The sequence below is a fragment of the Perlucidibaca sp. genome (assembly GCF_057084925.1).
This window is the reverse complement of sequence record NZ_JBXMRC010000017.1, coordinates 26,885-41,211: the sequence shown is the minus strand read 5'-3', so window position 1 is coordinate 41,211 and position 14,327 is coordinate 26,885. Positions and strand designations below refer to the sequence as shown.

At 50.8% G+C, this 14,327-nt stretch carries 15 protein-coding genes; 5 read left to right on the top strand and 10 right to left on the bottom strand.

Translation table 11 applies throughout. The features are described 5' to 3' along the window. Position 1 precedes the first annotated feature (1 nt). From AC14IB_RS05325 to AC14IB_RS05315, 3 genes are read right to left on the bottom strand one after another with little or no spacing between them, the layout of a single operon-like run. A complete protein-coding gene (locus AC14IB_RS05325) occupies positions 2-1,219 on the bottom strand; it encodes a class I SAM-dependent methyltransferase (protein WP_484230906.1) in 1,218 nt (405 codons plus the stop codon). Beyond that, entirely contained in the window at positions 1,216-1,971 is a 756-nt protein-coding gene (locus AC14IB_RS05320; RefSeq protein WP_484230905.1) for a DUF1365 domain-containing protein, read from the bottom strand. Before AC14IB_RS05320 ends, AC14IB_RS05325 begins: the two co-directional genes overlap by 4 nt. Continuing rightward, positions 1,968-3,245 (bottom strand): NAD(P)/FAD-dependent oxidoreductase, encoded by a 1,278-nt coding sequence (locus AC14IB_RS05315; RefSeq protein WP_484230904.1) that lies wholly within the window; start codon positions 3,243-3,245, stop codon positions 1,968-1,970. Before AC14IB_RS05315 ends, AC14IB_RS05320 begins: the two co-directional genes overlap by 4 nt. Before the next feature lie 213 nt (positions 3,246-3,458). Between AC14IB_RS05315 and AC14IB_RS05310 the strand changes: the two genes are divergently transcribed. The 5 genes from AC14IB_RS05310 to AC14IB_RS05290 all read left to right on the top strand — a co-directional run bounded on the left by AC14IB_RS05310 (position 3,459) and on the right by AC14IB_RS05290 (position 7,425). Further along, on the top strand, positions 3,459-4,391 hold the full coding sequence (locus tag AC14IB_RS05310) for an ABC transporter ATP-binding protein (protein ID WP_484230903.1): 933 nt from the start codon (positions 3,459-3,461) through the stop codon (positions 4,389-4,391). Beyond that, entirely contained in the window at positions 4,388-5,167 is a 780-nt protein-coding gene (locus AC14IB_RS05305; protein ID WP_484230902.1) for an ABC transporter permease, read from the top strand. The genes AC14IB_RS05310 and AC14IB_RS05305 overlap by 4 nt, the downstream gene beginning before the upstream one ends. 4 nt (positions 5,168-5,171) lie before the next feature. Continuing rightward, a complete protein-coding gene (queF, locus tag AC14IB_RS05300; RefSeq protein ID WP_484230901.1) occupies positions 5,172-5,990 on the top strand; it encodes an NADPH-dependent 7-cyano-7-deazaguanine reductase QueF in 819 nt (272 codons plus the stop codon). Between the two features lie 81 nt (positions 5,991-6,071). Next, positions 6,072-6,737 carry a hypothetical protein gene (locus tag AC14IB_RS05295; RefSeq protein WP_484230900.1) on the top strand — a complete coding sequence of 222 codons (666 nt, stop codon included), beginning with the start codon at positions 6,072-6,074 and terminating at the stop codon, positions 6,735-6,737. A gap of 10 nt (positions 6,738-6,747) precedes the next feature. After that, positions 6,748-7,425: a hypothetical protein gene (locus AC14IB_RS05290; RefSeq protein ID WP_068859230.1), complete on the top strand. Its 678-nt coding sequence runs from the start codon at positions 6,748-6,750 to the stop codon at positions 7,423-7,425. A 3-nt stretch (positions 7,426-7,428) separates the two neighbouring features. Here the strand turns inward: AC14IB_RS05290 and AC14IB_RS05285 are convergent, their stop codons facing one another. The 7 genes from AC14IB_RS05285 to AC14IB_RS05255 all read right to left on the bottom strand — a co-directional run bounded on the left by AC14IB_RS05285 (position 7,429) and on the right by AC14IB_RS05255 (position 14,290). Next, positions 7,429-8,877: a protein adenylyltransferase SelO gene (locus tag AC14IB_RS05285; RefSeq protein ID WP_484230899.1), complete on the bottom strand. Its 1,449-nt coding sequence runs from the start codon at positions 8,875-8,877 to the stop codon at positions 7,429-7,431. Beyond that, a complete protein-coding gene (locus tag AC14IB_RS05280; RefSeq protein ID WP_484230898.1) occupies positions 8,874-10,022 on the bottom strand; it encodes an acyl-CoA desaturase in 1,149 nt (382 codons plus the stop codon). Before AC14IB_RS05280 ends, AC14IB_RS05285 begins: the two co-directional genes overlap by 4 nt. Before the next feature lie 134 nt (positions 10,023-10,156). Continuing rightward, the gene (locus tag AC14IB_RS05275) at positions 10,157-11,410 is read right to left on the bottom strand and encodes a serine hydrolase domain-containing protein (protein ID WP_484230897.1); all 1,254 of its coding nucleotides are present in this window, start codon (positions 11,408-11,410) and stop codon (positions 10,157-10,159) included. A gap of 21 nt (positions 11,411-11,431) precedes the next feature. After that, positions 11,432-11,893, bottom strand: coding sequence for a DUF4282 domain-containing protein (locus AC14IB_RS05270; RefSeq protein ID WP_484230896.1), 462 nt, complete (start codon positions 11,891-11,893; stop codon positions 11,432-11,434). A 166-nt stretch (positions 11,894-12,059) separates the two neighbouring features. Beyond that, complete coding sequence (locus AC14IB_RS05265; RefSeq protein WP_484230895.1) at positions 12,060-13,091, bottom strand: DUF2804 domain-containing protein; 1,032 nt, start codon at positions 13,089-13,091, stop codon at positions 12,060-12,062. After that, complete coding sequence (locus AC14IB_RS05260) at positions 13,088-13,372, bottom strand: PA4642 family protein (RefSeq protein ID WP_484230894.1); 285 nt, start codon at positions 13,370-13,372, stop codon at positions 13,088-13,090. The genes AC14IB_RS05265 and AC14IB_RS05260 overlap by 4 nt, the downstream gene beginning before the upstream one ends. A 9-nt stretch (positions 13,373-13,381) precedes the next feature. Next, entirely contained in the window at positions 13,382-14,290 is a 909-nt protein-coding gene (locus AC14IB_RS05255; RefSeq protein ID WP_484230893.1) for an acyltransferase, read from the bottom strand. Positions 14,291-14,327 lie beyond the last annotated feature (37 nt).

The following is a 14,327-nucleotide window of genomic DNA, read 5'->3' as shown; positions in this document are numbered from 1 at the left end:
TTTAGCCCTTGCGCTGTAAAACCACTTGGCGAACACCGGTGCGATCGGAGTCAAATCCTGCTTCGCAATAGGTGTAATAAAAGCGCCAAATTTTCAGGAAGGCCTCATCAAAGCCTTGTGCTCGAATAGCCGGCAATTGAGTTTCAAAATCAGCGCGCCAGCGTCTCAGGGTTTCGGCGTAATCGCGACCAAACTCGAACTCGTCCACAATAGCTAAATTGGCTGAAAGAGCTTGCTGCGCCAAAATTTCAGGTGAGAGCAGCATGCCACCGGGGAAAATGAATTGTTGAATAAAGTCTGTATTCACTCGGTAGGCTTGGAAGCGCTCGTTAGCAATGGTGATGGCCTGGATGCCGGCACGACCATTGGGCTTTAATACTTCATAAATCTTGCCAAAGTAGGAGGGCCAGTAGCTTTCGCCTACCGCCTCAATCATCTCAATGGATACCACGGCATCAAAACTACCGGTGACATCACGATAGTCCTGGAACCTAAACTCACACAGCGCCTCTGCGGCTGTGCCCTTAACGCGATTTTTAGCCCATACCAGCTGTTCTTTAGACAGCGAGATGCCCGTCACTTTAACGCCGCGTGTTAGGGCGGCATGTTCGGCAAATCCGCCCCAGCCACAGCCAATTTCTAAGATATGATCACCCGCCGAGACATTGAGTTGATTTAGCAGGCGCTCATATTTCGCCGTCTGAGCCTCGGCAAGGGTCATGTTGGGGGTAGAAAAAATGGCGGATGAGTACGTCATCGTTTGATCGAGCCATAACTTATAAAAGTCGTTGCCCAAGTCGTAATGCGCATGGATATTCTTTTTGCTGCCTTTGCGGGTATTACGATTGGCAACGAAGTGCTTGAATTTATAGAAAATCTTTCCCCAGAAGCTGCCATAAAACGCCTGACTTAGCGCGTCTTCATTAGCCATTGCCATGAGCAACAACGCGGGAATGTCTGGAATTTCAATTAGGTTATCGCGATAGGCTTCCGCAAGCCCAATATCGCCAGAACGCAAGATCAGGCTACAGGCTGCCCAATCATTAATGTCTAGAAAGGCGTTATGGCCGGGTTGCTTTCCACCATAGACCTGATGTCCGCCACCGGGAAACGTCACCGTTAATGTGCCGATCGTTAGGCGTTCAAACAGCTTAAGCATGAGCTTGGCCATGGCCGGTGCGCGAGCGAGATCAATAGCGGTATTTTCAGACATGCTCATGAGGAAATCTCCAAAGTGGGGGGAATGGGCTTGCGGTGAAAACTCACCCCTTGCCGCCAAAGTTTTAAGGCTTGCCAATGAATGCGGGCGACCACCACAACGGTGGCCCAGCCCAACTGGGCAAATAATTTCAATAAATTACGATCCGTCATGGCCATGGCATGACCAGAAACATGCGTCTTTAAGGACAACTGGCCGTCTTGCCAATAATCAATTTGCACGCGCCTAAAGTTCGCTTGCCGTGCAAATTTGAATTCGTAATGACCGTTCACGGGGTAGAACGGTGAAACATGGAAAACCTTTTCCCGAATCAGCACGGTTTCTGCATCAATGACGCCTTTATCTTCTGCCGTCAGTAAGTAACAGTGGCGTTCGCCAAAGGTATTGTTGACCTCACACAACACAGCACGCAGTTGCTGCTGCTGATCGTGGCAGTACCAGAAGCTGACCGGGTTAAAGACAAAACCCAATATTCTCGGCAGCGCATGCAGGTATATATCGCCGTCAGCAAAGTCGATGTGATGGTCTTTTAAAATGCGGCGTATCCACGGCTCAGGATCTCCACCATCACCATGGTCAGCGTCGTAATAGCCAAATAAGCGCCATTGGTTATAGCCAAACAAACGGCTGGCCAATTCTTGGCGCCGATGAATCGGGAAATAAATAAACAGGCTTTCATAGGCAAATGCGTTGCTAATGCCACCTAAGCGGGCATGGCCAACCTTGCCTTTATAAAGCCAAGGCTTATTCATGCCGCAGCCTCGTTTGCTTGCTGCCAAGGTGCAAAGGCGCCCAATAAGTTGGCGACAGCCATGCCAGCCTTTAGGCCATCCTCGTGAAAGCCGTAACCTGTCCAGGCTCCGCAGAAATAGACACGATCTAAACCTTGCACTGCGGGTAAAGCTTTTTGGGCTTCATAGGCCGCGGTATCCAACAACGGATGAGCATATTCAATTACTTGAATCGTTTTATCGGGCTTCGGTGGCGTGGGCGGATTCAGCGTGACCATCACATCTTGAGAGAAGGGCAGCGGTTGAAGGAGATTCAGCCAATAAGAGACTGCCACAGGATATTGACCCTGTTGTTCGGCGCCGCTGTAGTAGTTCCATGCCGACCAAGCTGCGCGCCGTTTCGGCATTAAATCCGTGTCGGTATGCAAATAGGCTGTATTCGCTTGATATCGAACCGCTGACAAGACGGCTCTCTCGGCAGGGTGAGCATCTTCCAAGATCGCCAGGGATTGATCGCTGTGCGTGGCTAAAATAACCCGATCAAATAGCTCTGTACCTTGGGCAGTGGTCACGGCGACTCCAGCAGCTTCACGCTTAACCGCACTCACTGGTGTGTTCAATCGAACATCACCAATCGCCGCAACCAAGCGCTTTACGTATTCCCGCGAGCCACCACGAATGGTTTTCCATTGCGGACGATCATTGACTTGCAGCAGGCCATGGTTGAGGCAAAACTGGATAAAAGTTTCGGCAGGGAAGTCCGCCATTTCATCCATGGGGCTAGACCAAATCGCTGCACCCATGGGCAAGAGATACCAATCACGAAACTCTTGGCTGTAGCCTTCACGCTCGAGAAGCTGACCCAAGGTCAATCCCGATCCCTGCATTTCTTCGAGTAATGCGTGGGAACGCTTATTAAAGTTCAAGATATCCCGAATCATTCGCCAGAAGCCGGGGCGAACCAAGTTACGCTTTTGCACGAATAGGGTGCTTAAGTTGGCGCCCGCCCATTCCAGATTCAAGTGAGGCAGCTTCACGCTAAACGACATATCACTGGCAGGGGTGTCCAGCTTGAGTAATTTGAAGAGCGCGATAAGGTTAGGATAGGTACGATCGTTATGAACCAAGAAACCGGTATCGACGGTTGCCGTCAGACCGTCCAAAGAGACATCGACGGTATTGCTGTGGCCACCGGCGTAGTTTCCCGCTTCATAAACGGTGACTTGATTTGACTTGGATAACATCCAAGCTGCGCTGAGCCCTGCAATGCCCGAACCCACGACCGCAATTTTCATTCGTTGTATCCTTCTAAGATTAAGCAATACCGCTTAATTTCTTTAACTGCTTGTGATCATCTCTACAAGCTGTATGCATTTGTGTTAGACAAAAGGCAAACAGGCAACGCTTTGTCCGCTCACTGTTCAGGTGAACACGCGTGATAGACTGGAAATGTCAGGTTTTGTTACAGGGCTAATCCAACTTTTTTCAATTTTTAAGGAATTTTTCGCATGTCCGTTGCTCTTCAGCTTTCTGGCGTGACCAAAACCTATAAATCCGGCGTTTCTGCACTCAAAGGCATTGATCTGACGGTGGCCGAAGGGGATTTCTTTGCCTTGCTTGGTCCGAATGGTGCGGGCAAATCAACCTCCATTGGCATTGTTAGCTCCTTGGTAAAAAAAACAGCAGGCCAAGTACTCATTTTCGGGCACGATCTGGATGTAGACACTGAGGAAGCAAAGCGTCAGCTGGGTGTCGTCCCGCAGGAGTTCAATTTCGGTCAATTTGAAAAAGTCATTGATATTTTGGCTACGCAAGCCGGCTATTACGGTGTCCCGGTGAAAAAAGCCTATGACCAGGCAGAGAAGTATCTGCATTTGCTGGGCTTATGGGACAAGCATGCTCAACAAGCCCGCATGCTATCTGGCGGCATGAAGCGTCGATTAATGATTGCCCGAGCCTTAGTGCATGAGCCACGGCTGTTGATTCTGGATGAGCCTACTGCTGGTGTTGATATTGAGCTTCGGCGATCCATGTGGGACTTCTTAAGCAAGCTCAATCAAGAGGGCACAACCATTATTCTGACTACCCACTATTTAGAAGAGGCAGAGTCTCTGTGTCGCAATATTGCGATCCTTGATAAAGGCCAAGTGGTCGAAAACACGGACATGCGATCCCTGCTGGCTAAGCTGCAACAAGAAACCTTTGTGCTCGATTGTGTCGGTGAGCTCAGCACGCTTCCCCAACTGCTCGGCTATAACGCACGCCTCAGTGCTCCAGGCTCGGTTGAATTGGATATTCAGCGAGGGCAGTCGCTCAATGCCGTTTTCGCTGAGCTGAGCTTGGCCGGCATCAATGTCACGAGCATGCGTAACAAAAGCAATCGTTTGGAAGAGTTGTTTGTCCGTCTGGTTGAGAAGAATTTAGTGGGAGATGCAGTGTGACTCTATTATCGACGGCGAATCAAATTGCACTGCAAACCATTGTTCGTAAAGAGATTAGGCGCTTTACCCGGATTTGGGTGCAGACCTTGTTGCCGCCTGCCATTACCATGACGCTGTACTTTGTGATTTTTGGCAATCTGGTTGGACGTAATATCGGCAGCATGGGCGGCCATAGCTATATGCAGTTCATCGTGCCCGGCCTGATCATGATGAGCGTCATCACTAACTCCTATGCCAATGTCGTCTCCAGTTTTTTTGGGGCGAAGTTTCAGCGCAGCATTGAAGAGCTGCTGGTCTCGCCAGTACCGCCGTCCATTATCCTGATCGGTTTTGTGCTGGGCGGCGTGGCGCGTGGCCTAGCCGTGGGCCTCATCGTTACCTTACTGTCGCTGTTTTTCAGCGACCTATCGCTGCATCACACCTTCGTCATGATCTACAGTGTGTTTATGACGGCCGTGCTGTTCTCTTTGGGCGGTTTTATTAACGCGGTGTATGCCAAAACCTTTGATGACGTGTCGATTGTGCCCACGTTTGTTCTGACGCCATTGACCTATCTTGGTGGCGTTTTCTACTCGATGACTCTGCTGTCCCCGTTCTGGCAGGGCGTGTCTTACCTGAATCCTATCGTCTATATGGTCAATGCCTTCCGTTACGGCGTGCTTGGCCACAGCGATGTGTCCATTGTGGCTTCATTGAGCTTTATTACCGTCTTAGTCGTGATTTTGTACGTCGTTGCCCTACGCTTATTGCAGCAAGGCACGGGTATGCGGGAGTAACGACATGAACCTGCATGAAATGACCCAACTCGGGCAGGTGACGGACTATCCCGATAGCTATGATGCCAATTTGCTACAGCCCATCCCACGAGAGCTGACCCGCGCCAGTTTGGGTTTAGATAATGACGCTTTGCCCTTTCATGGCGTGGATGTGTGGACACACTATGAGGTGTCTTGGTTGGACTTGAGTGGTAAGCCAGTAGTTGCCATCGGTGAAATTCGTGTGCCCGCAAGCTCAGCCAATCTCATTGAGTCAAAATCGCTAAAGCTTTACTTCAATGGATTGAATTTCGCCCCATTCGAGTCCGCCGACGCGTTTATTCGCCAAGTCGAGCACGACCTGTCTGTAACGGCCGAAGCACCCGTGGTACTTACGCTGCAGCCGGCACATGAAGCCCAATCCCTGGCGGACTTTCCAGGCCAATGCTTAGATGGCTTGGCGCTGCAAACCACGAGTTATTTGCCCGACCCCAGTTTGCTGAAAATCGAAGAAAACACCTGGGTGGATGAGGTTTGGCATTCGCATTTGCTGCGAACCAATTGCCCGGTCACGGACCAACCGGACTGGGGCAGTGTGCTCATTCATTACCAGGGGCCTCGTATTCAGCCGGAGTCTCTGTTGGCGTACTTAGTGTCTTTTCGCCGACATTCAGATTTTCATGAGCAGTGTGTAGAGCGCATATTTGTGGACTTGCAGCAGTATGCGGGTGCTCAGGCGCTATCGGTGTATGCACGCTATACCCGACGCGGTGGGCTGGATATCAACCCATTTCGTTCCAACTTTGAACAGTTAACAACGCGCTGGCGTACGTCCCGGCAGTAGTTCTTGCCAAATCCTTAGGGCGTCGCCAAGATGCGTTACCTAAAACTAATAACGAATTCACTTTTACTTTAAGGAAAAATCATGAGCGCTTATTTCTTCTCATTTCCTCTCGATGCCAAGCTGCAACAGACCTTGGACGACCTGCTGACGAATCATGCCAAAGGCCAATACGCCGAAGCCTCTGTTCCAGTGGCTTTAGCGGTTGGAACTACTGACGGTGTGATCAAGGCTTTAGCCCTCGATGTCATTGATATTCTGAAAACGAATGGCGAGGGCGCTGGCATTTTGGGCATGCTTGCCAATCTATTGAAGAGCACCATGCATACGCTGATTAAGCAGATCATGGGCAAGGTCAGTAACGCTGAGCAGGACAAGTTAGCGGCCTATTTGTCGCGCCGTCGGGTCATGGTAAACGGCGCCGCGCGCTTTGGCTTTAGCATGCCGGATGCCGTGGGCAGCCGTTTTGAGTCGGTTCTTAAGCGCATTGCAGCAGGTGACATGGCTAACAGTCGTGAAGATTTAACAACGGCCATGAATGAGTTCGTTAACCTCTCAACGGCGTGTTTCTATGACGAATTTACCGGCGCCTTAGAGTTAGGCTTTGTCAAACAAAAAATGGTTAACCTCGGTCGTAGCGCCATTCTCAAAGGCAGTCAAAGCGCCGTCGCCAAACTCTTTGTTAGCATGAGCGATGACGATTTAAAGCGTGTTTGCGCACATTACGACTCGATGTTCGTGAAGGCTTAAGGAGCGCATTTTGACCAAACTGTTTGCCTTCGCTGCCTCCACAGAATTGCAGCAAGATTTTCATGCGGTAATTACGGCCTATGCGGGCGGGCGTATTCCGACGGAACCGCAGGCACCTCGTGTTGTTCAGTTAGCTCAGCGTTATGCGGATGAAATTGTAGACGCGCTGATCCTGAATCTGCTCAACGGTGCGTCTGCGGACAGTGCCGCGCCCAAAGCGCTAGAGACCGTAGCCAGCCTGATTAAAAGCACGGTGCACTCCTTAATTAAGCAAGTGCTGAGTAAGCTCGATAATAAAGAGTTGCAGCCTGTTGCCGCCTATATCAATGAGCGTCGCACGCTATTGAATGATGGTGAAGGTGTGCGCGAGTTCATCAGTTTTGAGTTATCTGAAGCGGATTACGCTAACTTGCATTCCGTTTGGTCTGCGACTGCTCAAGGGCAAGTCAATAAGAAAGCACTGAATGACAGTATGCTCAGGTTTTCCGCCTTAGCAATTGCAGCTTTTTATGAAGACTCTGCAAAAGCCCTCAAACTGGGCTTTATTGCACGTAATGTCTTTAGCGTAGGGCAAAGCGCGATTAATAAAGGTTCACAAATGGCCATTAATCGTTTGATCCCTGCGTTGCGGGAGCATGAGGCCAAGGACTTTGCGACGTACTTCTTGAGTATGTTGCGAGCTACCTAAAGCTTAACTCGAGCAACTAATCGTTAAGCAGCGTCCCCATGCCGGAGCAAGGCCGGCATAGGCGGACCAATCTTCGCGAACCTGAAATGGCGACTGTACTACCGCTAAAAGAGTATTCAGGGGTTGGGCATCACCGGCTTCAGCCGCCTTAATGGCTATCTCAGCTAAATAGTTTCTCAAGACATACGCTGGCACAGACTGCTGAATACGCTGTTGCCGATCCATTTCTACAGACTGCTCACGATGAAGTCGCGCTTGATAGCGAAGCAGCCAATCAGTCGCTGCAGCCTCTTGATTCGGCCAGTCCTGCTGTACGGCTTTTAATTGCTCTTCAATACTGCTCAGTCCGAGCTGACGAGTTGTGCTGTGATAATCCTTATCACCTGCTCGCAACAGGTCTAACCACGCCTGCACCAGCGTTTTATCTTCCGCTTCGGGCGAGGTAAGTCCTAGGCGTTCGCGCATGCGCTCGTCGTAGTGCTGTGTCAGCACGGGTTCATAGTGTTCGAGTGCGGTTCGCAAGTCTATGACCGACACGAGGGGGGTAAAGGCTTGCGCTAAGGCGTTAAGGTTCCAAAAGCCCACGGAAGGCTGCAAATACCATGCATAGCGCCCATTATGATCTGAGTGATTACAAATCAGCGCAGGGTCATAGTTTTCCATGAAGGCGTAAGGACCGAAATCTAAGGTCTGACCGCTGATGGAGAAGTTGTCGGTGTTCATCACGCCATGTGCAAAGCCAACGGCCTGCCAGTCTGCCATCAACGTGGCAGTGCGTTTAACCACGGCGGCAAACAGCGCTGCATAGGGCTTTTCAGCGCCTAAGCACTCAGGGTAGTGCCTTGCAATGACATGATCTGCTAATACTGCTAATTCAGTGTGCTGTTGGCTATGGCAGAGCCATTCAAAATGCCCAAAGCGAATATGCGAGTTAGCGACTCGCAACAGAGTGGCTCCCGTTTCGCGCCGCTCTCGTTGCACGGGCTCGTCAGAGCCAACCAAGGCCAACGCCCGAGTGGTTGGCACACCCAGTGCGTTTAAAGCCTCACCGGCCAGGTACTCTCGAATACTCGAGCGTAAAACAGCGCGTCCATCGCCCATACGGGAGAAGGGTGTGGGTCCGCTACCTTTTAGGTGTAAGTCTTGGCGGCATCCCAAGCTATCGATTATTTCGCCGAGTAGGAGCCCACGTCCATCGCCTAAGTCGGGATTCCAGCCGCCAAATTGATGGCCAGCGTATTTCATGGCAATAGGCTCAGCGCCAGGCCAAACGGAATGCCCAGAAAGACCCGATAGTGCTTCGGGTGATAGCAGCCAATCGGCGTCTATCGACAGCGCATCTGCAAGCGGGTGATTAATGGAAAGTAGGCGGGGATTGCGAAGCGGGGTAGGCAGCTGCCGTCGCCATAAGACGTCCGGCAGCTGAATATAGCGATTACTAAACTGAATCACGCGACGCTAGGTACCTGTGCGGTGAGTAAACGCAAACGTTTGCGCTGCATCTTTAATCGATACTCAATTTCTTGGAAGCGGGTACGGAAGCTGGCTTCTTCCCACTTGTGTAAAAGCTCGAGTTTCTTCTCAGCAAACCACGTTTCGCGGAGTTTGCTCCAGTCATTTAGTACCAGGTTAAAGTGCTCGTACTCCTGCGCCAGCTTGGCTTTCCACGCCTCGAGCTGGGCGTGACCAGCGGCCTGAAGCGACAGTTTCTCTTCAGCATATTTAAACTGCATTGTCAGTTTGGCTTTCTCAATCGCAAACTGCGGGCAACGCTTGAGGTTGCGCGTTAAGCCGACCCAGGAAAGGGCGAAGATGAGCCACTTGGTAGGGTCAAACTGATACCAGTGAATGCCATTACGGTAGTCATACTGAAAAATGTGATGGTAATTGTGGTAGCCCTCACCGTAAGTCAGTAACGCCAGCACGGGGTTGTCGCGAGCGGTATTCTCATCGGTGTAAGGCCGTGTTCCCCACATATGCGCCAGCGAATTAATAAAGAAGGTCGTGTGATGGCTCCATACCAGACGCAGCAGACCGCCCAGTAATAGCACGCCCCAAACATCACCAACGGCATAGCCAATGAGCGCGGGGATACCGATGTTAGTCAGCAGCACTAGCTTCAAGTAGTGGTTGTGCTGAAACATAACAATCTTGTCGTTTAACAGATCCGGGGCATTGCGGAAGTCATCGCGACCGGATTCGTATTGACGCAACATCCAGCCAATGTGGGAAAACCAGAAGCCACGCTTAGCAGAGTAGGGATCGTGATCAACATCATCAATATGGCGATGGTGAGTACGATGACCAGAGGCCCATACCAAGATGCTGTTTTGAATCGCCATGGTGCCGAAGATCATGTAAATAATTCGGATCGTCCAGTGCGCTTCATAGGTACGGTGTGCCCAAAGGCGGTGATAGCCAGCGGTGATCGCCATGCCGTTAGCGCCGGCTAAAAGCAAAAAGCTCCACCATGCGGCGCTGGAAAACTCGTTGTTTAAGGCATGCCACGGCAGCAGAATCATTGCGATGAGGGGGGTGCTGAGTAAAACAATCGCGCCTGGCCAATTAATGGGAGGCTTTGCGGTTGAATCAGTCATAAAAAGTCTCGTTTGAGTGAATGAGTGTTCACGGAGTTGATTATAGCGGAACACGTTGTCCCGCGTAAATTGACCGATGAGTGGTAATTCACTAAATGAGGGTATTCCACTCATGTGAAGCACACATTTCAGACTCAGAAACGACGCTTAATTTGGAAAGAAAGCGTGCTGAGCAACATGGCTAATGCGGGCAAATGCAGGCCAATCACGGGTTTACCCGAGGTCAGCAAAGACACCGAGATGTCACGCTCAGGGTCGGCCCAGCAAAAAATGTTTGAAAACCCCAAATGCCCAAAAGCCCGGCCAGTCATAGGCCCATAGAGGCCCACGGGATTGCCACCCAACATCATGCCGTGGCTGTAACGCAGAGGAGCGAGTAGGGTGCCATCAAACTGTGGCTTGCCAGCCTCTAAGGTTGCGCGCTTCACGGTTACAGGATCAAAGATGCGCTGACCGTCGAGCTCGCCACCGCGTAACAACAGCTCAAAGAAGCGACAGGCTTCATCAGCGGTGGCAAAAATATTGCCGGCAGGGCAAATCACATCCATAAATCGCGGATCGTTCGTGAGATTCACGACGGTATCTAAGTCGCCTCCCAGTGCGTTCTGTAAAAACCAATCGACAGCCAGTACAGGCTTTAAGCCCGTAGCATAGCCAATGGCTTCAGTTCCGCGATGCTCAGGTGCTAGGCCGTAATTAAAGTGCTTCATTCCCAACGGCGTAGAAATTAACTGCTGCAGGTACTGACGAGCGTCCATCCCGCTAATGCGTTGGATAAGTTCGCCCAAAATATAACCACCGGTGACGGCATGGTAGGCCGCTTTATGGCCAGATCGGGATTGAGGTTTAGCGTCGAACAAAACCTTAACGACTGCCGGGGTATCAAAGAGCAAGTCGGTTTCAAAATCGCCCTGGATGGTGGGTAAACCCGCACGGTGGGACAGAATATGCGCTGCAGTAATGTGCTGCTTACCATTCACGCCAAACTCGGGCAGGTAGTGAGCAACGGGTGCCAGTAAGTCGATTTGGTGATCTTCAGCGAGCTTGTGTACCAGCATTGCGGTCACGACTTTTGAGGCTGAGAACAAGCACATGGGTGTGTCTGGATGCGCGAGCTCTTTGGGCGTATCTGGCGAGTCCTCCGGGCCATTTCCACGACGATGCCCCAAGGATCGGTTCAGCACGACCTTGCCGCCTTTACGCAGGCAAAACGTGACAGCAGGAGAAATACCGGTGCGATATAGGTTCTCAACGGCGGTCCAAATGAGATCCCGTTGGTGGGCCGTTAAACCCACATCCTGCGGGTCAACTTCTTGGCCCGGAATGACTTGAGTTAAAGCGGTTAAATCGTTGGGAACAGCAATGGTGTTGGTGGAGAAAAGTTTCACGCTATTACTCTCAAGGCAGAATCAGTGGGTGTCTGGGGTGTTTTTGGGTGAACTAGCATTTGGGTTGTCTTGAAAGGCTTTAATAAATGGCATCAGTCGGCTGACCCAATTAGAGCCTGCGAACATGGCATCTATCTTTTTCACGGTAGGGGTGATTTGCGACAGCGTACGCACATCTTCGGACATACGAAAAACGACCAACAAAAACTCAGTCGTGGCCCGGCAAGCGGAGGCCCAGACTAAGGCAGCAACTGGAAAGGCTAAAACATAGATCAGCCCACGCTGGGTGCTGTGGGAAAAAGCATCTACAACAAGCTGAACAATGACGCCCAAACCACCAATGACCAACACCACATAGAGAAGGGGTAGCAATTGAACCGTCAGGTATTGATTGAATTTTAAGTCGAACAGAATGCGCAAATAATCCATAAAAAGTTGCGCGATATTTCGACGTGGCGGCACGCTACCGGGTTTTGGTTTCATAGAAATTTGTGGAACTCTGAGGTTAGTGCGAGGTGACGATGAATCGCTGGTCTTTGGGGCTTGGCTAGATCTCGATGGACGCGTTTCGCGATCGGGATGGCCTGCGGGTAGTCGCCGCGTTGAGTGATTTGGGTGACGTTGAGACATAGCCTTTTTTACTCACTATTTACCAACGGACAAATTGATCTTCGACAAAGCCTGTTAAGTTACTGACCGTATAGCACGCCCCATCTATTTCTACACGCCCATCAAAGCGACCAAAGATCTGTCGGAAATGACTTTTGAGCAGAGGAAGTTGAAGTTTTTCTTTGTGAAGACCAAGTGGTGTAAATGTCAGATTAATGCGGTCATCTAATGTGCTGACTTGCCAAGGCTGAAGTACATCTTGAGGGTCAAACTCAAAGCTTGCTGACGCTAATGAAATGCATTGCCCAGAGATCCATACACAATTTTCACTGAACGTGGTCTCGTTCACGCCCGTAGATATATTTAAGCCGATTGTGTGCTCAATATTCGACTCATCGCGAACTAGCCCTGACAGACAGGCCCAGTTCCACCAGGTTTCTCTTCGCATAAAGCCGCAAGAGAAGTCGTGATGACCCATCGCACCGAGCTCAGCAAGGTCATACCGATGGCCGCGCCAGATCAGCTCACCCGTTAGGGCGAGCCCTGCGGTTTTATTGGCGTAAACCCAGCCGTGATAGCCCGCACGGGTGGTCAGCGACATGGGTTTAAAACCGGTTTCGGGCATGCGTGCGTCTATGAGTAGCTCATCGCCAATCTGGAGCCTGAGCGTTTTAACGCGGGGCTCTGCTTCGTAGCCTTGAAGTACCGTGAGGTCGGCGGCGCTAAACGCACTCTGACCCGCCACAGGGCTAGTGGATAGTGACATTCCAACGTGGCCAGGGCGCTTGATGCTGCGACTGAATAACTCACCAGTGTTGGTGTCGAAGAGATAAGCAAAGACTGAGTTGCAATAGCCTAAGTCGATCAATGCACAGCCAAATACAAAGCGCTGACTCATCCCGCCGAAGTATTGAAATTGCTTATATTTCAGGGCTTTATCTAAAGCGCTTCGGCGCTTTCCAAACGCATCGGGGGTGATGTCATGCCGCCCGTTAGCGTCTAAGACGCTGTCCTCAAAATAGCCAAATTGGATCTGGCCATTGCGAAGAATATGGTTAGCGCTAAGGCTCAAGAGAAGTCGCTCAATAACTTAACAAAGGCATCCGACTGGGGGTGTTCACGGACAATCTCCAGCAGGGAGCGTCCCTGCTGATTACGTGCCTGAACGTCGCGACCAGCGGCCTTAAACATGACTAATAGCCGTTGAAAATCCGCTGCGCGCATATGCTTGTACGCCGTCATTAAGACATGAAAATCTGCATTTTCGCCGGCGACCGGGTTGCGACTGAGATAAGAAGCAACGCGTTCGTCACTCCAAGTTTCATCAAATGTAGCGGGTTGCGAGAGCGCCATATCGTGTTCCTAAACGTTTTGCGGAGGATTGAGAATCTGTTCGAGCTTATTGTCCTTCTCTTCCCAGATGCTGCCAATCCATAACTGAAAATTGTCTCTAAAAATGGGGTCTTCTTCATACTTCCCCTGACAATACGGTGCGGGAATAGGGCGTGTCTCGATGTCGATAACAATCCGCCGAACGCGTCCACAGCATAAATCCCAGAAACTGGGGGTTCCCTGCGGGTAGGCAATGGTTAAGTCGAGCAGGCAGTCCATGCGCTCGCCCAATGCACTCAACACAAAAGAGGCACCCGCTGACTTAGGTTTCAGGAGGTGTCGGTAGGGTGATTGTGTCTGTTCATGTTTCTCCGGCGTTCGCCGGGTGCCTTCAAGAAAGTTCAGAACACTCACGGGGTAGTGCTGATACTTCTCACACGCTTTACGGGTGGTTTCTAAGTCCTTGCCACGGAGTTGTGGATGCTTAGCCAAAAACTCGCGGCTGTAGCGCTTCATAAACGGATAGTCCAAGGCATAGACCGCCAAGCCGATGATGGGCACATAAAACAGTTCTTGCTTAAGAAAATACTTCAACGGCGGAACGCGGCGATTAAGCACATGGAAAGACGCCAAAATATCGACCCATGTTTGATGATTGGCAATAACAAAGTACCAACGGTCACGCTTTGGTGAGCTGCTTCCCCGAACATCCCAATGTATCGGGGGCAGTAACTTGAAAATTTGCGCATTCATGGCAGTCCAGTTTTCCTGGATACCAGACAGGATGCCGCGTGTCAGGGTGGCGGAGGCCGGCCAAAAATGACCCATTAATTTAAGCGGACTCGCCAGCAGAATGAGGATGGCTGAGAACGTAATCGCGCCCACAATTAACAGACCCACAATGATGCCCAGCAGAGGGGCTGGAAGAAAAGCCAGCATCCGACAACAATCCTTTAAGGGTTAACAGGTCATGAGT

Coding starts and splice junctions, on each gene's coding strand:
- AC14IB_RS05280 (WP_484230898.1), bottom strand. CDS start 10,022: ATGACTGATTCAACCGCAAAGCCTCCCATTAATTGGCCAGGCGCGATT.
- AC14IB_RS05260 (WP_484230894.1), bottom strand. CDS start 13,372: ATGGCGCTCTCGCAACCCGCTACATTTGATGAAACTTGGAGTGACGAA.
- queF (WP_484230901.1), top strand. CDS start 5,172: ATGAACCTGCATGAAATGACCCAACTCGGGCAGGTGACGGACTATCCC.
- AC14IB_RS05315 (WP_484230904.1), bottom strand. CDS start 3,245: ATGAAAATTGCGGTCGTGGGTTCGGGCATTGCAGGGCTCAGCGCAGCT.
- AC14IB_RS05255 (WP_484230893.1), bottom strand. CDS start 14,290: ATGCTGGCTTTTCTTCCAGCCCCTCTGCTGGGCATCATTGTGGGTCTG.
- AC14IB_RS05325 (WP_484230906.1), bottom strand. CDS start 1,219: ATGAGCATGTCTGAAAATACCGCTATTGATCTCGCTCGCGCACCGGCC.
- AC14IB_RS05270 (WP_484230896.1), bottom strand. CDS start 11,893: ATGAAACCAAAACCCGGTAGCGTGCCGCCACGTCGAAATATCGCGCAA.
- AC14IB_RS05320 (WP_484230905.1), bottom strand. CDS start 1,971: ATGAATAAGCCTTGGCTTTATAAAGGCAAGGTTGGCCATGCCCGCTTA.
- AC14IB_RS05295 (WP_484230900.1), top strand. CDS start 6,072: ATGAGCGCTTATTTCTTCTCATTTCCTCTCGATGCCAAGCTGCAACAG.
- AC14IB_RS05310 (WP_484230903.1), top strand. CDS start 3,459: ATGTCCGTTGCTCTTCAGCTTTCTGGCGTGACCAAAACCTATAAATCC.